Annotated in this window: 17 protein-coding genes, 1 tRNA gene and 1 pseudogene; 8 read left to right on the forward strand and 11 right to left on the reverse strand. The window is 46.5% G+C overall.

The window, feature by feature from the left end; all coding sequences use genetic code 11:
• The first annotated feature begins 455 nt into the window (after positions 1–455).
• Positions 456–5,111 (forward strand): glutamate synthase large subunit, encoded by a 4,656-nt coding sequence (gene gltB / locus J0L70_RS19035; RefSeq protein WP_287455545.1) that lies wholly within the window; start codon positions 456–458, stop codon positions 5,109–5,111.
• Between the two features lie 70 nt (positions 5,112–5,181).
• On the opposite strand, the gene J0L70_RS19040 is transcribed toward gltB, so the two are convergent.
• Entirely contained in the window at positions 5,182–5,763 is a 582-nt protein-coding gene (locus tag J0L70_RS19040; RefSeq protein ID WP_287455546.1) for a Uma2 family endonuclease, read from the reverse strand.
• 170 nt (positions 5,764–5,933) lie between these two features.
• Here J0L70_RS19040 and J0L70_RS19045 point away from each other — a divergent pair, with 170 nt between their 5' ends.
• The gene (locus J0L70_RS19045; protein ID WP_287455547.1) at positions 5,934–6,437 is read left to right on the forward strand and encodes a DUF29 domain-containing protein; all 504 of its coding nucleotides are present in this window, start codon (positions 5,934–5,936) and stop codon (positions 6,435–6,437) included.
• Between the two features lie 10 nt (positions 6,438–6,447).
• Here J0L70_RS19045 and J0L70_RS19050 read toward each other — a convergent pair whose 3' ends face one another.
• The 8 genes from J0L70_RS19050 to J0L70_RS19085 form a co-directional block, all read right to left on the reverse strand.
• Complete coding sequence (locus J0L70_RS19050; protein WP_287455548.1) at positions 6,448–6,792, reverse strand: type II toxin-antitoxin system RelE/ParE family toxin; 345 nt, start codon at positions 6,790–6,792, stop codon at positions 6,448–6,450.
• Positions 6,789–7,037 (reverse strand): hypothetical protein, encoded by a 249-nt coding sequence (locus J0L70_RS19055; protein WP_287455549.1) that lies wholly within the window; start codon positions 7,035–7,037, stop codon positions 6,789–6,791. The genes J0L70_RS19050 and J0L70_RS19055 overlap by 4 nt, the downstream gene beginning before the upstream one ends.
• Before the next feature lie 33 nt (positions 7,038–7,070).
• Positions 7,071–7,244, reverse strand: coding sequence for a hypothetical protein (locus J0L70_RS19060; RefSeq protein ID WP_287455550.1), 174 nt, complete (start codon positions 7,242–7,244; stop codon positions 7,071–7,073).
• 1,026 nt (positions 7,245–8,270) lie between these two features.
• On the reverse strand, positions 8,271–8,879 hold the full coding sequence (locus J0L70_RS19065) for a hypothetical protein (protein ID WP_287455551.1): 609 nt from the start codon (positions 8,877–8,879) through the stop codon (positions 8,271–8,273).
• 97 nt (positions 8,880–8,976) lie between these two features.
• Positions 8,977–9,049: transfer RNA gene (locus J0L70_RS19070), tRNA-Arg, on the reverse strand.
• A gap of 77 nt (positions 9,050–9,126) precedes the next feature.
• Positions 9,127–10,887: a ribonuclease J gene (locus J0L70_RS19075; protein WP_287455552.1), complete on the reverse strand. Its 1,761-nt coding sequence runs from the start codon at positions 10,885–10,887 to the stop codon at positions 9,127–9,129.
• A 103-nt stretch (positions 10,888–10,990) separates the two neighbouring features.
• Entirely contained in the window at positions 10,991–11,887 is an 897-nt protein-coding gene (dapA, locus tag J0L70_RS19080) for a 4-hydroxy-tetrahydrodipicolinate synthase (RefSeq protein WP_026148616.1), read from the reverse strand.
• 25 nt (positions 11,888–11,912) lie between these two features.
• Entirely contained in the window at positions 11,913–12,953 is a 1,041-nt protein-coding gene (locus J0L70_RS19085) for an aspartate-semialdehyde dehydrogenase (RefSeq protein ID WP_026148615.1), read from the reverse strand.
• 436 nt (positions 12,954–13,389) lie between these two features.
• On the opposite strand from J0L70_RS19085, the gene tig reads away from it, so the two are divergent.
• From tig to J0L70_RS19105, 4 genes are all read left to right on the forward strand, one after another.
• Positions 13,390–14,796: a trigger factor gene (tig, locus tag J0L70_RS19090; protein WP_287455553.1), complete on the forward strand. Its 1,407-nt coding sequence runs from the start codon at positions 13,390–13,392 to the stop codon at positions 14,794–14,796.
• Between the two features lie 191 nt (positions 14,797–14,987).
• Positions 14,988–15,683, forward strand: a complete 696-nt coding sequence (gene clpP, locus J0L70_RS19095) for an ATP-dependent Clp endopeptidase proteolytic subunit ClpP (protein WP_086371024.1) — start codon at positions 14,988–14,990, stop codon at positions 15,681–15,683.
• A 9-nt stretch (positions 15,684–15,692) separates the two neighbouring features.
• Positions 15,693–17,030, forward strand: a complete 1,338-nt coding sequence (gene clpX / locus J0L70_RS19100; RefSeq protein ID WP_026148614.1) for an ATP-dependent protease ATP-binding subunit ClpX — start codon at positions 15,693–15,695, stop codon at positions 17,028–17,030.
• 62 nt (positions 17,031–17,092) lie between these two features.
• Positions 17,093–17,947: an alpha/beta fold hydrolase gene (locus J0L70_RS19105; RefSeq protein ID WP_017288024.1), complete on the forward strand. Its 855-nt coding sequence runs from the start codon at positions 17,093–17,095 to the stop codon at positions 17,945–17,947.
• Here the strand turns inward: J0L70_RS19105 and cofG are convergent.
• Together cofG and J0L70_RS19115 are read right to left on the reverse strand one after the other, a co-directional pair.
• The gene (gene cofG, locus J0L70_RS19110) at positions 17,893–18,864 is read right to left on the reverse strand and encodes a 7,8-didemethyl-8-hydroxy-5-deazariboflavin synthase subunit CofG (protein ID WP_287455554.1); all 972 of its coding nucleotides are present in this window, start codon (positions 18,862–18,864) and stop codon (positions 17,893–17,895) included. The genes J0L70_RS19105 and cofG overlap by 55 nt on opposite strands.
• 97 nt (positions 18,865–18,961) lie before the next feature.
• The gene (locus J0L70_RS19115) at positions 18,962–19,648 is read right to left on the reverse strand and encodes a helix-turn-helix transcriptional regulator (protein ID WP_017288022.1); all 687 of its coding nucleotides are present in this window, start codon (positions 19,646–19,648) and stop codon (positions 18,962–18,964) included.
• Between the two features lie 358 nt (positions 19,649–20,006).
• Between J0L70_RS19115 and J0L70_RS19120 the strand changes: the two genes are divergently transcribed.
• Together J0L70_RS19120 and J0L70_RS19125 are read left to right on the forward strand one after the other, a co-directional pair.
• Positions 20,007–21,041, forward strand: coding sequence for a hypothetical protein (locus J0L70_RS19120; RefSeq protein WP_017288021.1), 1,035 nt, complete (start codon positions 20,007–20,009; stop codon positions 21,039–21,041).
• 177 nt (positions 21,042–21,218) lie between these two features.
• Positions 21,219–21,344 (forward strand): annotated as a pseudogene (locus J0L70_RS19125) (photosystem II q(b) protein); the annotation flags it as partial.

Here is a 21,344-nt window from a genome sequence, read left to right on the forward strand (position 1 = left end):
ACTTTCCTCAGGGGACTTTATGGGAATCTACTGGCTCAGCAAAGCGATTGGGCTGAGAACGTCAGTCTATTTCAGTTGAAACCGCAATTTTACAGGGATTGTCAGAAGTCAAAATTTTCTATAATATTCTTAATCCGGTCTTTATAAAAATTCAGTCAAGCTAAGATTTCTTCGGCGATTGGGTATAGGCTGGCTAGTTCAGCTCTGATAAATTCTGACATCACCATGAACGAGTGAATGGTTTCTCAGACTTGAGGTTTGGCAACAGATTTGGCTGTTTTGTTGTGATAGATCTTTTACGATGCCTTCGTCACAGGTAAGCGTGGCTACAGAACTGCTTGACGAGCAGAATCTTTTCCTTGATTGTTAAGTTTATGTGATCGTTCTTCTCCTTTCTTCATAAAAGTTTCTCAAGTCCCAGCGCTCTCCGTTCTAACCCTCAAATTCTCATTGAAATGAATCGAATCAATCCACCCATGAGTCAAGCAAGTGTTCCGTCTCCGAATGAATCTCAGTCAATCTCGAATGGATATGCAGGGCAGCGCTGGTTAGTCGAGGAACGCGATGCCTGTGGAGTTGGTTTTATTGTCGATCAGCAAGGTCGAGCCACTCATGATCTGATGTCCAAAGCGCTGATTGCCCTGTCTTGTATGGAGCATCGGGGCGGATGCAGCGCGGATCAAGACTCCGGAGACGGCGCGGGTGTGATGGCAGAAATTCCTTGGGAGATTCTGAATCAATGGGCAAGCGATCGCGGTGTAACTCTTAAAATTGGTTATACCGGAGTCGGCATGGTTTTCTTGCCACAAGATTCTGCGATCGCGGCTGAAACAAAACAGGTCGCAGAGAAAATTATTGCTGAAGAAGGGCTGACCCTTTTAGGTTGGCGAAGCGTTCCAGTCCAACCCGAAGTTTTAGGCGTTCAAGCTCGAGACAATCAGCCGCTGATTGAACAGTTAATTGTGCAGTCTGAAGTTGCCGATGAAGAATTAGAGCGCAAGCTTTATGTTGCTCGCAAACGCATTCATCGCACACTTGCAGTAAGACCTGAAGCCGGATTTGATGAGCTTTATGTTTGCTCCTTCTCTACCCGAACGATCGTGTACAAGGGCATGGTGCGATCGGAGATTTTAGGCAAGTTCTATCTTGACTTGCAAAATCCAGAATACAAAACCACCTTCGCGCTGTATCACCGCAGGTTTAGTACCAACACAATGCCGAAGTGGCAACTCGCGCAGCCGATGCGATTGCTCGGTCATAACGGCGAAATTAACACCCAGTTGGGCAATGTCAACTGGATGAGAGCGCGAGAAGCGGATTTAGCGCATGAGGTTTGGGGCGATCGCATTGATTTGCTTAAGCCAACGGTGAATTCCAATAACAGTGACTCCGCGAATTTGGACAACGTGATGGAATTGTTAGTGCGATCTGGACGTAGCCCAGTCGAAGCGCTCATGATGATGGTTCCAGAAGCGTACAAGAACCAGCCGGAACTAGCAGATCACCCTGAAATCACCAATTTTTACGAGTACAACAGCGGTGTTCAAGAGGCTTGGGATGGTCCTGCACTGCTGGCATTTTGTGACGGAAAAATTGTCGGAGCAACTCTCGATCGGAACGGTTTGCGTCCAGCCCGCTACGGCATTACGCGCGATGGCTACTTTGTAGTCGGTTCAGAAGCGGGTGTTGTAGATCTGCCAGAATCCGAAATCATTGAGAAAGGGCGGCTTGGTCCAGGGCAAATGATTGCATTCGATTTGCAATCTCGTGAAGTGCTGAAAAATTGGGAAATCAAGCAACGCATTGCCAACGCTCATCCCTATGGAGAGTGGTTGAAGCAAAATCGTAAAACTCTGAAATCTCATGCTTTCTTGGAAACAGCGGCATTGGATGCAAAATCGCTGCTGACGCATCAAACTGCCTTTGGCTACACCTTGGAAGATTTGGAAATGGTCATCCAAGATATGGCGGCTCAAGGGAAAGAGCCAACATTCTGTATGGGGGATGATATTCCCCTTGCAGTGCTGTCTGAGCGTCCTCACTTACTGTATGACTACTTCAAACAGCGTTTTGCTCAGGTGACGAACCCGCCGATCGATCCACTGCGCGAAAAACTCGTCATGTCGTTGACGATGCAGTTAGGTGAGCGCGGAAATCTGCTGAAAATTAATTCAGACGGCGCAAATCTCTTCTTACTCGATTCTCCGGTGTTAACTGAGCCTGAGTTAGATCAGATTCGTGAATCGGGCTTGGCAACTGCAAATCTTTCGACTCTATTTGAAGTTGCAGCAGGCCCAGAAGGTTTGAAAGCTGCGGTGGCTCGCTTATGTGAGCAGGCGACGGAAGCAGTGCGATCGGGGAATAAAATTTTGGTCTTGAGCGATCGCTTAGATCAATCTGGCAATCCAACTCAACTGAATGCGGACTACAGCTACATTCCGCCGATGCTGGCAGTGGGAGCTGTTCACCATCATTTGATTCAGAAAGGCTTACGGATGAAAGCTTCTCTGGTCGTAGATACGGCTCAAGCTTGGAGCACGCATCATTTCGCTTGCTTAATTGGCTATGGTGCAAGTGCGGTTTGTCCTTACTTGGCATTGGAATCTGTTCGTCAGTGGTGGTCGGATTCTAAGACTCAAGCGCTGATGGAACGTGGAAAAATTAAATCTGCTAGCATTGCAGCCGTTCAAGCGAACTTTAGAAAAGCGATCGAAGATGGCTTGCTGAAGATTCTCTCAAAAATGGGAATTTCACTGCTCTCGAGCTATCAAGGTGCACAGATTTTTGAAGCGATCGGAATTGGGGGCGATTTACTCAATACTGGATTCTTCGGAACAGCTTCACGCTTGGGTGGTTTGACCTTAGCAGAACTGGCTCAAGAAATTCTCTCCTTCCACAGCAAGGCATTCCCTGAACTGACAACGAAGAAACTGGAAAACTTTGGCTTTGTGCAATACCGTCCAGGGGGCGAGTATCACATGAACAGTCCAGAGATGGCGAAGCACTTGCACCAAGCTGTGAGAACGAAGAACCCGGATCATTACGATCTCTACCAAAAGCATTTAGCTGGTCGTCCGCTTACGGCATTGAGAGATTTACTCGATTTCAAGAGCGATCGCAATTCAATTTCAATCGACGAAGTCGAACCTGCGATCGACATTGTGAAACGCTTCTGCACAGGCGGAATGTCTCTTGGTGCTCTGTCTCGTGAAGCGCATGAAGTCTTAGCGATCGCGATGAATCGCATCGGCGGTAAGTCTAACTCTGGTGAAGGCGGCGAAGATCCAGTTCGATACAAGATTTTGAACGAAGTTGAGAACGGGACATCTCCGCTCTTGCCGCACCTCAAAGGGCTGCAAACAGGTGACACTGCAAACTCTGCGATTAAGCAAGTCGCATCAGGACGGTTCGGAGTTACGCCTGAGTATTTGATGAGCGCGAAGCAAATCGAAATCAAGATGGCTCAAGGTGCAAAACCGGGTGAAGGTGGACAATTACCTGGGCCGAAAGTCAGTCCTTACATTGCTCTCCTGCGTCGATCGAAGCCTGGAGTGACCCTGATTTCTCCGCCTCCGCATCACGACATTTACTCGATCGAAGATCTTGCCCAACTGATTTTCGACTTGCACCAAATCAATCCGCTGGCTCAAGTGTCCGTGAAATTGGTTGCAGAAGTAGGAATCGGTACGATCGCCGCTGGGGTTGCCAAAGCGAATGCTGACATCATTCAAATTTCTGGACATGATGGCGGTACAGGTGCATCTCCTCTCAGCTCAATCAAACACGCTGGAAGTCCTTGGGAATTGGGCTTAACCGAAGTGCATCGAGTCTTGATGGAAAATCAATTGCGCGATCGTGTGATTCTGCGCGTTGATGGTGGCATCAAGACGGGATGGGATGTTGTCATGGGCGCGCTGATGGGTGCTGAAGAGTATGGATTTGGCTCGATCGCGATGATTGCAGAAGGCTGCATCATGGCTCGGATTTGCCATACCAATAGCTGTCCAGTTGGTGTTGCAAGTCAGAAGGAAGAACTTCGCAAACGTTTCCCTGGCACACCTGAGCATGTTGTGAATTTCTTCTTGTTTATCGCGGAAGAAGTACGATCGCTCTTGGCTCGTTTAGGATACAAATCCCTGGATGAAATTATTGGACGTGCTGATCTGCTCAAGCCCAGAGAAGCTGTGAATCTGACCAAGACTCAACTGTTGAACTTAGATTGTTTGACTCAGTTGCCGGATACTCGCAGCGATCGCACTTGGCTGAATCACGAAACTGTGCATAGCAATGGTGCTGTTCTGGATGATCAATTGCTCAGTGATCCAAATCTTCAAGCTGCGATTCAAAATCAAGGCGATGTGACCAAATCCGTTGAAGTCGTTAACACGGATCGAACGGTTGGGACTCGGATTTCAGGAGCGATCGCGAAACAATATGGTAACTCTGGCTTCAGCGGTCAGGTCACTCTAAACTTTACCGGAGCGGTGGGTCAAAGCTTTGGTGCGTTTAACTTACCTTGTATGACGTTGAATCTCGTTGGAGAAGCAAACGATTACGTCGGTAAAGGAATGCATGGCGGTGAGATTGCTATCAAACCCTCTCCTGAAGCAACGTATGATCCATCTCAGAATGTGATCATTGGTAATACTTGCCTTTACGGTGCGACAGGCGGCAGACTGTTTGCGAATGGTCAAGCGGGTGAGCGATTTGCAGTTCGTAACTCTCTGGCTGAAGCTGTGGTTGAAGGTGTGGGTGACCACTGCTGTGAATATATGACAGGCGGCGTGGTCGTCGTTCTCGGTCGAGCAGGTCGGAACGTTGGCGCAGGGATGACTGGAGGATTAGCTTACTTCTTAGATGAAGATGGCAGCTTTCAAGAGAAAGTCAATCCTGAGATTGTCAAGGTTCAGCGAGTTGTAGCACCTGCGGGTGAGCAACAGTTAAAAGAACTGCTCGAGGCTCATGTTGAGCATACGGGTAGCCCGAAAGCGAAGGCTGTTCTGGCGAACTGGTCGGAGTATTTGCCGAAGTTCTGGCAAGTGGTTCCGCCGTCTGAGAAGGACACGCCGGAAGCAAACCCAGATGTTGAGAAGGTAGCTGTCTCGGCTTAGTTGAAAAAAGGAGCAATCGCAGAAATGGCGATCGCTCCTTTTTTTCTGTAAGTTGCCTAAATTTGTTCTTTTAAGCTTGGTTGAAGTCAATATTTTCGTAGAGTTCTGCAATTTGAACTTGAGATTCAACGGCTCTCAACGTCAAAGTAACCGTTGGATCGTCATATTCTGAGAACAGCCATTGATTAGTAGCAGTCTTAACGTGATGTTCGACGTGAATTCTGTACTGATCAATTAAGAGATACTCTTGAAAACTGGGAATCGATCGATAAGCAAGGAATTTTTCGCCACGATCATAATTCTGAGTTGATTTCGATAAGACTTCGGCAATGAAACAGGGGTTCATCACGGTATCAGTTCGACCTGTTTGAAGCTCGATCGGCTTTGGCACAACCATGATATCGGGATAAGTATAGAGACTAACGGCTGGAATCCAGAGGCGTTGATCGGCGTAGAAAGTCCGATAGGTCTTTCCCTTCAGGGCAGTTTTTAGCACAACATAGAGATTGCCGGAAATGTCGTTATGATCGGGTGTTCCACCTGTCACCAGGACGATTTCTCCATTGCGATATTCGCTGCGGGCTTCAGATGTAAGCTCTAGTTCTAGGTACTCTTCGGCGGTGTAATTTCTTTTCTCGATTTGAGCAATCATGTTTTACCTCAAAATCTCGCTCTCAATAACTGCTGCTCTAAGCTAGATTATCGCGGTTATCCGCTTGGAGAAACTATACTCTGAATCTAGCAATGTGCTGACCGATCGTCGAACAGTAACAGGAGCAAGACAGTGTATTTATAATGAAGCATTACGATGGGAGCAAGCCAATGAACGCGCCGAAAGCGAATTCAGAGACAGCAAAATATCCGATTTCTGCACCCAATCTCTACGAAGCTGATTTCCATGCTTGGACACAAGAACAAGTGATGCTTCTTCATAACAAGCAATGGAATCAGATCGACTTGCCAAATATCATTGAGGAAATTGCATCTTTGGGGAAGCAGCAGCGCCAAGAACTTCGGAATCGCCTCAGTGTTTTAATTGGGCATTTGCTGAAATGGCAGTACCAGCCTCAAAACCGTAGCCGTAGCTGGTTGTCAACGCTGCGGATTCAGCGTTTAGATATTAATGATCTTCTTGAAGAGAATCCTAGCTTGAAGCCTTACATCGAAGAAGCGCTTCGTAAAGCGTACCTGAGAGGGGTTGAGCTTGCGGTGAGAGAGACAGATTTACCGAATTCTGTTTTTCCGATCGATTGTCCTTACAACTTGGAAGAGATATTGAGCGATCGCTTTTATCCGGGTGAGCCAAGCGAGTTAGTAGAGGACTAAACTCACCTTCTTATTCGTCTGGATCAGTTTCATCCAGTGCTTCACCAATCACAGGCTGCGAAGAATGCCGAATGTGAAGAATCCGAACTGACGATGATTCCTCTAACACAGTGAACAGAATTCGATACATATTTCGTTTCTGCCCGTAGAGAAGCTGTCGAATTTCCTGACTGAAATACTCATTCTCTTTTGCGATCGCACATCGCTTCGGCATGGTGGATAACGACTCGATCGCTTTGAGCAGTCCGGCATACCACTGACTCGCCTGATCAGGAGAAAGAATCTGTGATGAGCGCAGAAAGATGCTGTCTGCCTCTGCTTCCGCAACACTCGAAATCTCAATCCGGTAGCTCATGCGGGCAAATTGTATTTGCGGCGTTGTTCGGCAGCGAATTCGTCAAAAGCGCGAAAATTGCCTGCTTCAAAATCATTCAATCCCTGCTGAATGCCTTGAAGTGCTTCTTCTGAATCCTGCGTTTCCCATTCCAGAACACTTGCCAAAAGCTCAGTGGCAACAATGCCGATATCTTGCCCTCGCTGTGTTGCCTTTTTGCGTAACTGCTCTTCTAATTCTGGGGTTAGAGTAATCTCGATCGACATAAGCTTTTGTCTACAGACTTCACTCAATAATTATCATTTTAACAGGCTCCAAAAATGGGCTTCTTCGATCGCGCTTTCCATTGCAATATCTTCAATGATTTCTGCTAAAAGCGCAGACACTTCCTGTCGATTTTCCTGAAAGAGTTCGACGATCGCGCTTTTCACGACGGCTTTAAGCTGTTCTGAGTTGAGACTCATTTCGGTCATTGCATTTTGCCTCATCAAGGCTATTTCAGCAGTGTAACTTCAAACTTGAAAGAGCGATCGTAATAACAATCCTACCCTTCAATCTCTTGCTGTTTCTCAGCTGCGAACTCATCAAAAGCGCGAAAGTTGCCCGCCTCAAAATTATCTAATCCAAGGTGAATACCTTAAATTGCTTCTGCTGTATTCTTGCACTTCCCTTTCAAGGGCATTGCCTTTACTCACGCTTTACGTGTCCGTCAAAGGTTCACTAGCGATCTGGTTGATTGTCTGATTGCCCTTTCACGTAGCTGTACCCCTAGATTTGGAGGAAAGGAGATCTCGCTCGACATTAATTCATCATACCAATTGCGTGTAGAACAAAAATACTATAAAATTTATTATAGTAAATTCTTGTTTCCCAAATCGAAGATCACCATAGGTAAAACTTTCAAAGAATATATATTGTTGAAAACATCCCTGATTTTCTAGCAAAAGTGCGAAGAGAGTTAGGAGTGTTTTTGGTGATTAAGTATGTTCAATTTTGCAGATTGGGGAAACAAATTCCAATGCTTAATCGGAGATTTCATTATGGAGGTTCAGAATCTGGTTACGAAGCTTCCAGGCATGTCAAAGACCGACATGGAAAACCAATTAGAAGACTGTAGGAGAGAATTAAAAAGAGGGTCAGACGATTTTTCAACGGCAAGGAATGCGTATAGGGCTTTAGTCCAAGAGTACCTCAAGAAGTTTCCCCCCCAGTTTTCAGAGAAACGTCCAGACAACTTGGAGGCGTATCATAGATTGATTGGTCATTCCGCAGTTATTGGGAGCATGGAATTACTAGATGAATGGGGAATCAATTACCTACGTTCCAAAAACTTTCAATGGATAGATAATCCGTCCGAGAAAAACCTCTTTCTAGAAAGGCTTCAGGAAATTGGCAATGATACTCCGGAACTGCACAAGTATTTCCAGTACTTAATTCGGCAGTTTTAACACAAGCAGAGTTTTTCCACACGATACAGGGTGTGTCGCCATTTACTGTTTTTACTCATTCAACCTCCCTTGAGGTTCTCTCGTGTAGTAATCAGAAGGTTTTGGTGAATCGAGAATTTCAATTCCGCCTAACATCTCTGCATATAAGGTTTCTGCTTCCGCAATTTCTTTCGAGATTCTATCAAGAAGACTATTAACTTCTCTGTAAGCAAAACCTAAATCAGGATCGCTAGTTGACTGACCAGAGTTTGATTGTTTCAGGTATTTCTTAACTTCTTCAAGCCTGGCTTGGAATAATTGCAAATTTCTGACTCTTTTCCGAGACTCAGTTTTCATTCTTGACAACTGGTTCGTAAGAGTAGCGCTACTATCTGTAAGTTTCTTAATCTCTCTTTTGCGTTTAATGCTAAGCCCTCTAAAGTGATTACTGAGCAATCCAAAAATTAAAAGAAAAATAACAACTGCAATAAACAGACCTAACCCGACTGCCCATGCCGTATGTTTTGTAGTGTTATCAGTATCTCTTGTCTGGAAGTAGGTGAAGAAAGCCGCTGCGATTGTCAGTCCGCACACGATAGTAGTGACTTTAGCATGCGGTCCAAAAAAAACATGTGCTAACTTATCCCATGAAAACTCGGTAGAAGATTGCTCGCTTGACATTGGTAGTGCCTGACTATAGGACAAAGCTATCTACTGTTTGTACACAATCTTCTACAGAATATCAATATGGAAATTTATCCATATCTCTTGAAAACAACGAGCATGGCAGGAATCGAACCTGCGACACCCAGAACCGGAATCTGGTGCTCTATCCCCTGAGCTACATGCCCTCGCAACACTCTTGTGAGTATAGCAAGAATTCGGAACTAAAGAACTTAAGGATTCCTTAATTCCGAATTCTAATCTTCTAAGATGCGACTCTTGCGGTCGATCGCGTTCTTCCCGGAGTCGATTTCACCACAGGCGCATCCGGAGTTTGCATCAAGAACACCAACAGCGGATTACTTTGCAATTCCCGACGCAGTAAGCGATGAATCTCACGCTCGATTTGAACTTCCAAACCAGCCCAGTCGATCTCAATGCGACCCTCAAACGTGCTGTAGAACTCCTTCCAGCGATCACTTAACACCGCCTCGATCGCGTCTTGAATTCTCGTTCTCAACTGCTCTGGATTCACCGAAGTCACAACCCCGCGCAAATGCACATCAGGCTTGCTAAACAAGCGCCCTTCATTCGTCACAGCTGCAGCAATCGTTACAACACCATCACCTGCTAACTGCTGACGCTCTTTCAGAACTCGATCGTCCACCATGCCTGATCGCGATGTATCGACTAACTCAATTCCAGCCTTCACCTTGCCAGCTTTGCGGATCGAATCTTTGGTCAACTCGACAACATCACCATTGTCGATAATCACCATATTCTCAGCCGGAATGCCCGTGCTTTGAGCGGTCTGGGAATGTTTGATCAACATCCGATGCTCACCGTGAACGGGTAAGAAGAACTTCGGACGAGTCAGAGCCAGCATCAATTTCTGATCTTCTTGGCAACCATGACCTGAAACGTGAATGCCTTGGTCTTTCCCATAAACGACCTTCGCGCCATTCATCATCAGTTTGTCGATCGTGTTGACAACCGCAATCGTATTTCCTGGAATCGGATTCGCTGAGAAAACAACAGTGTCGCCTTCGCGAATTTTGACTTGGCGATGTTCTCCATTAGCAATTCGAGTCATCGCTGACATCGGTTCACCTTGCGATCCAGTGGTCAAAATCAGGACATCTTTATCGGGCATCTTCTGCGTCACATGTAGTGGCTGAAGGATATCATCGCGGCATTTGATATATCCCAAAGTTCGCGCGTGAGCGATCACATTCAGCATCGATCGACCTAAGACCGAAACCACACGACCATGCTTTTCTGCCAGTTCCAAAATCATGTTGATCCGGTGCACAGAAGAAGCAAACGTCGTGATCAGTAAGCGACCTTGAGCTTGTGTAAACACTCGATCGAGATTCGGGAATACAGCACGTTCCGAAGGAGTAAAACCTGGAATCTCAGAGTTCGTTGAATCGCTGATCAAACATTGCACACCTTTTTCGCCGTACTCCGCTAAGCGCTGAATGTCGAACTTCTCGCCATCAACTGGAGTGTGATCGAATTTGAAATCGCCTGTGTGAATCACAACCCCGACAGGCGTATGAATCGCAACGGTGAAACTATCCGCGATCGAGTGAGTATTCCGAATGAACTCGACAAAGAAATGAGAACCAATGCGGATAATGTCGCGTGGGCGAACCGTTCTGAGTTCTGTGCGGTCGGCAACGCCAGCTTCTTCGAGTTTGCCTTCGAGCAAGGCCAGAGCCAAACGAGGTCCGTACATCACTGGAATATCTAGCTGCTTCAAGTGGAAAGCAATGCCACCAATATGATCTTCATGACCGTGGGTAATAATCATCCCCTTGATCTTTTCGCGATTTTCCCGCAAATAGGTCATGTCCGGCAGCACAATATTCACACCGTGCATCCCATCGGTCGGAAAAGCAAGTCCAGCGTCGAGAAGCACAATCTCATCGCCGTATTCAAAAACGCAGGTATTTTTACCAATTTCATGTAATCCGCCAAGCGGGATGATTTTGAGCGCGTTTGAAGAGTTATTTTGAGTCATCAGTATCCTTCAGGTTTACGAAAAAAACTTAGTGAAAAGTCAGCAGAGCAAGTTTTCAAGTCGCTGACTAAAAAATGGAGCTATTCAGTTGTGCAGAAACTTGTCAGACATGTGCAGCATTCAGCAAGTTCAGTTCACTCATGACTTGCATGACTTGATCTCGCACAGCGTCGTCAGGTGCGCAGAGCGGTAAGCGTAAATCCCCAACTTGCCAGCCCTGCAGGCTCATAGCAGCTTTGACTGGGATCGGATTTGTTGTGACAAATAGAACTTTAAACAAGGACAACAACTCTAAATGAATTTGGGTTGCTTTCTGGACTTGACCGCTCTCGAAAGCTCGGATCATCTGCTGTAAGCGATCTCCCACTAAGTGGCTCGCTACGCTCACAACGCCTTTTGCTCCAATCGCTAACATCGGCAGTGTCAAGGAATCGTCTCCAGAATAGATTGCAAACTCTGGCGGGGTCATCCGTCGAATTTGGCTTACTTGATCTAGATTGCCACTCGCTTCCTTAATTGCAACAATATTTGGAATTTTCGCAAGTCGAGCGACTGTCTCAGCTTGCAAATTCTGACTGGTGCGCCCTGGTACGTTATACAGCATCAGCGGCAGATCGGAAGATTCCGCGATCGCTTTAAAGTGCTGATACAACCCCGATTGTGGTGGCTTGTTGTAATAGGGCACAACTTGTAACGAACCGTCTAACCCCATTTTAGCGGCTTTTTGAGTCGCCTCGATCGCTTCTGCTGTCGAGTTTGATCCCGTTCCTGCCATGACTTTTGCCTTACCTGCCACAGCACTTTTTACGACTCGGAATAATTCAAATTCTTCGTCCCAGGAAAGCGTTGGGGATTCTCCGGTCGTTCCGCAGACCACGATCGTATCTGTACCATGATCTGCTAAATGAACCGCTAATTTTTCGGTCACAGCATAATTGACTTCCCCATCTGCTGTGAAGGGCGTAATCATTGCGGTCAGGACATTTCCAAAATTTATCACACTCTATCTAAACTCCCTATAAATCCTATGAGTTGGCGACTAAAGCTGGTTTCAAGAGATTCTTCTCGATCAAGAGTTCAGCGATTTGAATCGCGTTGAGTGCGGCGCCTTTGCGAATTTGGTCGCCACACAGCCAAAGCTCTAAACCATTGGGATTGGAAATATCTTGACGAATCCGCCCCACTAAAACGTCATCCTTGCCGCTAGCATCGATCGGCATCGGGAAATAGTTTGCGTCCCAGTCTTCGACTAGCTGGACTCCAGGAGCTTGAATCAGGAGTTCGCGCGCTTTCTCGACTGCAAAAGGAGAATCAAACTCCAGGTTAATCGCTTCCGAGTGTGCCCGCAAGACAGGAACCCGTACACAGGTTGCGGTAATCCGCAGATCGGGCGCGCCAAAAATCTTGCGCGTCTCATTCACCATTTTCAACTCTTCTTCGCAATACCCGGAAGCTTCGAGTTTTGAATTGTGTGGAAACAGATTAAACGCTAATGGATAAGGCAAAATTTCGGCTTTTGGTTCTTGCCCTTGTAGAATCGCGATCGATTGTTTTTTCACTTCTTCCATTGCTCGCGCACCCGCGCCACTGGCGGATTGATACGTCGATGCGACAATCCGCCGAATCGGCAAGACTTGATGTAACGGATAAACTGCAACCGACATCAAAATCGTGGTGCAGTTCGGATTCGCAATCACACCTTGATGGGCTGCTGCCGCTTCTGGATTTACCTCTGGCACAACCAAGGGTACATCTGGCTGCATCCGAAACGCGCTAGAGTTATCAATCATCACGGCTCCAGCCGCAACGATATCTTTCACCCATTGCTTGGAAATTGATCCGCCTGCTGATGCGAGAACAATATCGACATTATTGAATGACGACTCGTTGACGGCTTCGATCGTTAAACTTTCGCCCTGAAACATTACGGTTGAGCCTGCCGATCGTGGAGAGGCTAACAGCTTCAACTCAGACACGGGAAAATTACGCTGATCCAACAGTTCCAGTAGTTCAGTTCCAACCGCCCCTGTCGCCCCTAAAATCGCTACTCGATAGGATTGACCCAAAATAAATTCCTCCACAGTGAATGACTAAAGTCTCAAAAGCTTCAATAAGATTTTGTTTGAATACGAATCGGTAATACGAATAATCTGAAATATAAAGACTTTCGGTTGCTTCTGATTTCTTTCAGAGACTAGCGTGCTTTTGAACCGAATTCAAGTAGCTGATCCGACAAGGTTTTGATCCTTGGTATTTCTTAAATTATTATTGCAGAGCGTCGATGTTTATAGATATCACCTGCACTGTTTGCCCGATCGCTGCAATGTGGGGCAAATGGAAACGAAGCATACAGCCTCATATTCTTCTCCAGGCGGGCTTTTATAACAATCTGGACTCTCTAAAATCTAAAGATTCACCGAAACGAATCGCGCAACCGTGACTAGAATCGGTTAGTATAGCTTACTGCTTGGTAGAAATTCGCATTTTTTGTCACTTACGCCGATGAAAGTTACCCAGGAAAAGCTTCCCGCCAGTCAGGTCGGGTTAGAAATTGAAGTTACGCCAGAACTGTCTCAGAAAACTTACGATCGAGTCCTTCAAGACTTCACGAGATCGCTAAATATTCCTGGGTTCCGTAAAGGAAAAGTGCCGAAACAGGTGCTGATTCAGCGGATCGGCTCGTTGCGCATCAATGCATCAGTTGTGGAGGAATTGGTTGATACTGCACTGAAAGAAGCCATCAAACAAGAAAAAATCGACGCATTGGGCAACTTTCAGCTGAAGTCGTCATTTGACGAACTTGTTGGGAACTACAAACCCGGTGCAGCGCTTACCTTCTCTGCTTCTGTTGATGTCCCACCGGAAGTGAACCTCAAGCAATATAAGGATTTCACGGTTCAAGCAGAAGAAGTGAAACCCGATCCAGAAAAAGTGGATTCTGTCATCGAAAATTACCGCACTCAGCTAGCAACCTTGATCCCGATCGAAGATCGTCCTGCTCAGAAAGGCGATGTTTCCGTGATCGACTTTAAAGGTCGCTTTACTCCGGCAGAGGGTGAAGAAGAAATCGAAGTTCCGGGCGGCGAAGCATCAGATTTCCAACTTGAACTCGAAGATGGTCGCTTTATCGAAGGCTTTATTGACGGAATTTTCGGTATGAAGCCTGGCGAAACAAAGGAAATCTCCGTCACCTTCCCCGAAGATTACCCTCAAGAACAACTGGCTGGACGACCCGCAAAATTTGAAATTACCCTCAAAGAACTGAAAGGAAAAGAACTTCCTGAAGTCGATGACGATTTTGCCAAAGAAGCGAGTGGCGATGAGTATGAAACGATCGCTGAAATGCGTGAAGCCCTCGAAAAGCGTTTCAACGACGAAGCGGAACAGCAGACCAAAACCAACAAAGAAGAAGCACTGCTCAACGAATTGTTGAATCAAGTTGAAGCTGATCTGCCTGAAACCATGATCGAACGTGAAGTCGAATACATGGTGACTCAAACCGCGATGCAGCTTCAGCAGCAAGGCATCGACATCAAGCGCCTGCTCAACAAAGACACCATCCCAATGTTGAAAGAGCGCTCTAGACCGGATGCGATCGAGCGAATCAAACGCACTCTTGCCTTGGGAGAAGTCGCCAAAAAAGAATCGCTTAAAGTCGAAGAAGACGAACTGAATACCAAAATTCAGGAACTTCTGACAGAATTGGCGGGACGCGACATTGATATGGATCGGCTCAGAAGCGCGGTTGAAGAAGACCTGCTGAAAGAAAAGATCATGGATTGGCTGATTGCAAATTCAACGATCGAGCTTGTCCCAGAAGGCACGTTGAAAAAAGACGAACCCGATGAAGACGGCTTTGACGACGACGAAACCGAAGCGGAAGCAGTCGAAGTTGAAGTGGTCGAATAGGGTAGCGACAGAATGAATTGTGGGGCAGAATATTTTGCCCCACTGCAGGCAAGATGCCTGCTCCACAACCGGAATTCAATTTTGTCGAGATCTAAAGTCCATCCACAAATCTGTAAGCATTCGGATGTGTGCCGGATAACTTCGCGTTTGTTGGCTAGAATTGAACTTGTGGAACGTAAGCCGCTTGCCTCATGTATAACTCTCAGTCTTTCGACTACGCAATTCAAAATCTCAGCACGCTGGATGTCGTCTCTCAAGCTGCCCCAACTAACGTCGTTCCGATGGTGGTGGAGCAGTCTGGGCGCGGTGAGCGTGCCTTCGACATCTACTCCCGTCTGTTGCGGGAGCGCATTATCTTTTTAGGAAGCGCGATCGACGATAGCGTTGCGGATTCTCTCGTCGCGCAATTGCTGTTTCTCGAAGCTGAAGATCCTGAAAAAGACATTCAGATCTATATCAATTCTCCGGGCGGGTCAGTCACGGCAGGAATGGCAATCTATGACACCATGCAGCAAGTTAGCTGTGATGTTGTGACCATTTGTTTTGGGCTTGCTGCTAGTATGGGAGCGTTTCTCCTCTCAGGTGGAACACCCGGTAAACGGATGTCTTTGCCCAGCTCTCGCATCATGATTCACCAGCCGCTCGGCGGTGCTCAAGGGCAAGCAGTGGATATCGAGATCCAGGCGAAAGAAATCCTTTATCATAAGCGCAAGCTAAATGAGCTTTTAGCTCAACATACCGGACAGCCGCTTGAGCGCATTGAAGCAGACACGGAGCGTGACTTCTTTATGTCTGCTGACGAAGCAAAGCAATATGGCTTAATTGACCAAGTGATTTCCCGGCAGAACCTTCCCAAAGCTGGAGAACCTGTCGCCGCAGCAAGATAAGAGGCAGCTATGTCAAAGTACGACTCCCATCTGAAATGTTCTTTTTGTGGCAAGTCTCAGGAGCAAGTCCGCAAGCTAATCGCTGGACCTGGGGTTTACATATGCGATGAATGCGTGGATTTGTGTAATGAGATTTTAGATGAGGAGTTGTTTGACTCCAGCGCTGCTCCACAACCTGTGCCGCGCCGAGAACAAGCGCCTGAAAAACGTCGATCGCGCTCAGCCAATATCTCTCTCAATCAGTTGCCGAAACCCCGGGAGATCAAGAAATATCTGGATGAGCATGTGATCGGTCAAGACGAGGCGAAAAAAGTGCTCTCGGTCGCGGTCTACAACCATTACAAACGCTTGAGCTTTTTACAAGCGAAAAATAGCGGTAAGTCATCGCCTGATGATTCGGTTGAGTTGCAGAAGTCAAATATTTTGCTGATTGGTCCGACGGGGTGCGGTAAAACGCTCTTGGCTCAGACCTTGGCTGAGATTTTAGATGTACCGTTTGCGGTTGCTGACGCGACGACCCTAACCGAAGCAGGTTATGTCGGCGAAGATGTTGAAAACATTTTGCTGCGTCTTCTACAAGTTGCGGATCTCGATGTTGAAGAAGCGCAACGCGGCATTATCTACATTGACGAAATTGATAAGATTGCCCGCAAGAGCGAAAATCCCTCGATTACTCGTGATGTTTCAGGCGAAGGGGTTCAGCAAGCTCTGCTGAAGATGTTGGAAGGCACGATCGCGAATGTTCCCCCGCAAGGCGGTCGCAAACATCCGTATCAAGACTGTATTCAAATCGACACCAGCAATATCTTGTTTATTTGCGGTGGTGCATTTGTTGGATTAGATAAAGCGGTTGAGCAGCGCTTAGGCAAGCGATCGATGGGCTTTGTCCAAGCGGGCGAACAATCGAAAGAGAAGCGAACTGCCGATGTGCTTCAGCATTTAGAGCCAGATGATTTGGTGAAATTTGGGTTGATTCCTGAATTCATCGGTCGTATTCCCGTGATGGCAGTCGTTGATCCACTCGATGAGAAAGCACTGTCTGAGATTCTCACCGAGCCGAAGAACGCGCTGGTCAAGCAGTTCCAGAAATTGCTGAAGATGGACAATGTGCAGCTTGAATTTAAGCCGGATGCGGTGACCGCGATCGCTCAAGAGGCATATCGCCGGAAGACAGGAGCACGGGCACTTCGCAGCATTGTCGAAGAAATGATGCTCGACATTATGTACGAGTTGCCTTCGCGTAAAGATGTGACTCGCTGTACGATTACTCGCGAAATGGTTGAGAAACGATCGACGGCTGAATTGCTGCTACACCCGTCTTCTTTACCAAAACCGGAATCAGCCTAAAGCTTCTTAGCGGATTGAAATTCCAGTGCTACCCTAAGTTCTGGACATGTTTCAATCCGCTCATGGCTTACATCTCTGTAAACGGTTTTAATCACTACTACGAATGGCTTACTGAATCGGGAAATCAGCCGAGCGGTAAGCCTGTTTTAGTTTTTGTGCATGGTTGGGGAGGGTCGGCGCGCTATTGGGAAAGTACGGCTCGATCGCTCTGTCCGCATTTCGATTGTTTGCTATACGATATGCGCGGATTTGGGCGATCGAGAATGGACGATGCGCCTGAATCAACGTATGAACTAGATATCTATGTTCGAGATTTAGCAGGATTACTCGTGGCACTGCGGCTTCAGAAAGTGAGTCTGAATGCGCATTCGACCGGCTCGTCAATCGCCGTTTTATTCCTGAATCGGTATGCGGAATTCGTCGATCGAGCAATTCTCACCTGTAGCGGCATTTTTGAATACCAAGAAAAAGCGTTCAAAGCATTTCATAAATTTGGCGGCTACGTTGTGAAATTTCGCTATCCGTGGCTCTATAGTTTGCCTTTCACTGATCGACTCTTTATGCAGCGCTTTCTCCATCAGTCTGTGCCCAGGGAAATGAGCCGAGCATTTCTAGATGATTTCTTAATGGCAGACGAACCTGCTGCACTCGGAACGATGTTTTCTGCGGTGAGTCAAGAAGCAGCGGAGACAATGCCAGGGGAGTTCTCTCGAATTACCGTTCCAACGTTGTTAATCTCAGGAGAGTACGACAAAATTATTCCGGCTGAAATGGGCAGACAGGCGGCAGCATTAAGCGATCACATTCAGCATGTTGTGATTCCGAACACGGCTCATTTCCCGATGTTGGAAGACCCAACAACTTATTTGCGGTATGTGACTGAGTTCTTAGAGGTTTCAAGTCCAGCCGTTCTATGATGCTCAACTGCGGCTCTGAGGTCGTCAGCTAACCAGCGATCGTACTGCGGATAGATGGGCAGGCGCTGCACTAAGTGATAGCTCTGCGGCTCAAGCTGTTGTCTCAGCGCCTCAACTTTAGGATGCGGATAATCGGGATTAACTTCATCATGCGGGCTAATCCCACCCAAATCCTGCGCACCTGCGTCTAAGCAGGCAATCAAATCCTCTGCGACCAAGTTCGGTGGAATCTGAATTGAAATTGTATCTGGCAAGATCGATCGCGCAATTTTAATCAGTTGAACTAACTGCCCAGGCTGAAAAGCAGCTTGAGAAAGGCTCTCTTTCTGTCCAGGACTGTAAGGCTGGAGAATCACTTCTTGGATATGTTTGTATTGTTCGTGAATGTTCGCGATCGCGACTAATGTCTCAATGCGATCTCGTTCACTCTCTCCAATTCCGAGTAATAATCCAGTTGTAAACGGAATCTGCAATTCACCAGCCCAGGCTAACTGCTGCAATCTCACCTCAGGTAATTTGCTTGGTGCATGGCGATGGACAGATTCGAGTAAGGTTGGGGTCATTTGTTCTAACATTAACCCCATTGAAACATTGACGGTTTTTAGCTTTGCCATCTCATCAAAGCTGAGAATTCCAGCATTAGTATGCGGGAGAAATCCCATCGATAGCGCTAATTTGCAAAGATCGAAAATGCGATCGAACCAAGAAGCGCGTCTTGCACTGTTTGGATGGACTTCGCCGCTCAAGATTAGTAGTTCGACAACATGGTCTAATCGTTGCAAAATATGCTCGGCTTGTGCCAAACTCATCCATTCATCCTGACCCGGATCAGTACGAAAATTGCAATACGTACAGCGATTAAAACATTCGTAGGTTGGAACAATCGTGTAAGCCGAACTATAGGTAATCGCTTTCATTGATCCAAGAAGACTTGCTATCAGGCAATAGAGCCATCATACGCCGGGTTGAGCATAGTCGAAACCCAACCCTGACGGGATGCTCGACTCAATTTGTCTATCTGGAATACCAAATTTGCTGTTGGTTCCCTATGCTCTTGCGTTTTGCATAAATATTCTTAACGTGGGTCTTGACCGTATTCAATGTGATTTTTAGAAAGTCTGCAATCTCTTGATATGAATACTTTTGCCGCAACAAACACCAAACTTCGGCTTCTCGTTCGGTGAAATCGTATTTTACTTGTTCGATCGTCAATTCTTCCTGTAACAAGGCAAAACAGTCTTCTAAATGAACGAGAAAGAATGTCCGTTCAGCTAAATTTAGCCAGCGAACCTGTAATCGAAAGAGTTTATTGGCTCCATCTTGATACTCCATTATGAGGGGGTCTGGTATGACAAATCCTTCTGCTAGCAATCGTTCACAGAGCGAACGAACTAACGCTGGTATAGAGTTATTGGGTTCTAAACGATGACATAAGTGCTTTGCTGACTCATTGCAGTAAAACACTTGTAATTCATCGGTGAGCACCATCATCCCCACTGGCATCGTATCTAACAAAACTGCCCATAGTGCATCCTGGCTAATGAAATTACGACTGAAATCGGGTGATTCAACCGATCGTAATCGCTGCTGCTTATTAGTATTGAGTTGTTTTCTCTGAGAACGCCGAGACGATCTCTTTTGCAGATTAGGCGTGAATACAAACTGAGAATCCGATGAAACAGAAAAAAGGCGGGCAGTCATAATGTGACATCCTCAAGCAATTTCATGATTGTGAACATCGTACGTCCGAAGTCACAATGAGCGCACAGAAGCTCCCCGAAGAATGCCGAACAAAGGTGAACAAGGCTGAAATAATTTAAAGATTTAGGGCTTTTTCATCCCAGAGGAAAAACAGTTAGTCATAATCGTAAGAACAACAGGAGTTTTGCGCTGCATGACCGAACTGATGCAGGGCTATCTCTGCTTGGATTGACTAACGATGCACCAGCAATTTCACTTGTGCAAATGCCTCGCACTCTAAACTATTGCTGATCCAAGCATTATCTCGCTTCACCCATTCAGGTTGTTTTATCAACTCTCTTTAGCCCCCACCTTTGCCATGCTTCCAGATCTGGTCGATCGCTTATTTCCAATCGAGGTTCAACGTTCTTACATCGCTCTGATTCAACGCCGAGGCGGACTCACTCGGCGCAAGGCAGAATATTTTGTCCGCCTCTGGGCGTATCTCTTGCTGAAACAGCAAGAAGAATTACATGGCGGTATTCCAACTCGCTTAAAAGAACTTCGTGCTCCAGAAGGGTTAGTCAACTGTACTCATCGTGAAGCAGCTGAGCTGTTTTACCGAGATCAGGAAAAAGGTAGCGATCGTGCGGCGGGAATGATGATCGATCGTCTTGCTGCGTTAGGATTACTCGACAAACAATATGACGGGAATTCTCTCGCACTCAAAATACGTACCTTTCCTGAAATTGAACTTCCTCCCAGCGAAGAGCCTGTCGAGCTTTTTGCTGATATGTTTAATCCTCGAACTGACGCAATTACTATCTCAACGCTATACACCAAAAACTATGCACCGATGATTCGAGATGGTGCAGCGATGGCTAAGCTTGCTAAAGTTCTCAGATTATGGTCACAACAGTACGGCAAAGGAATGCGGGTACTTCGGCGGTCAGATAATCATAATGTAGTGGCCGCTTGTGTTCTGTATCCAGTCGCCGCAGAATCCGACCAGTACTTCTTTCAGCAACCGAGTAAAAGCTTTTATCTCACAACGGACAATCCAGTTGATCCATTCATCATGGCTCAGCCAGGCGATAAGACCTGCGTCTCGATTTACATTCGGGCTTGGGTGATTGATCAACCGTATCTAACGATCACATCGCTCTGCCAGCTCTTAGAAGATACTCAGCAGACCTTAATTAAGATGCGTGAGGATTATCCGGAAAGCTGTGACCTTTACACATTAATCGTTCACCCAATTTACGAAGAGTTACGTCGAATTCTAGGATTTGAGCGAATTTGTGAAGATAGTCAGCGTTCCTTTGCTTGGATTCATGGCGCAATCGATCGTTTCTTAGAAACTGATATGCAGCGGGCACTCTCAAATCTCAGAATCGGAGACGCCTCGCAATAAGCTCTGTGTCAGGCTTTGCAGGGATTCAATGCCGATTTTGTGAACTTTCTGTTACAAAACCTGAGTAAAAACTTAATTTACCTCTTTACAAAATGAAACGATTCACTTAATCTAGATTCATAGATTGAAATTTCAATCTAATCTTTGAGCAAACAAGTCAAGCACTCATACAGAATCATGACAACGACCTTACAGAGACGCGAAAGCGCAAACCTGTGGGCGCAGTTCTGCAACTGGGTCACCTCCACCGAAAACCGCCTGTATGTAGGCTGGTTCGGCGTATTGATGATCCCCACCTTGCTG

Origin of the sequence: Leptolyngbya sp. UWPOB_LEPTO1, assembly GCF_017302695.1 — a bacterium.
Classification (GTDB): domain Bacteria; phylum Cyanobacteriota; class Cyanobacteriia; order Leptolyngbyales; family Leptolyngbyaceae; genus Leptolyngbya; species Leptolyngbya boryana.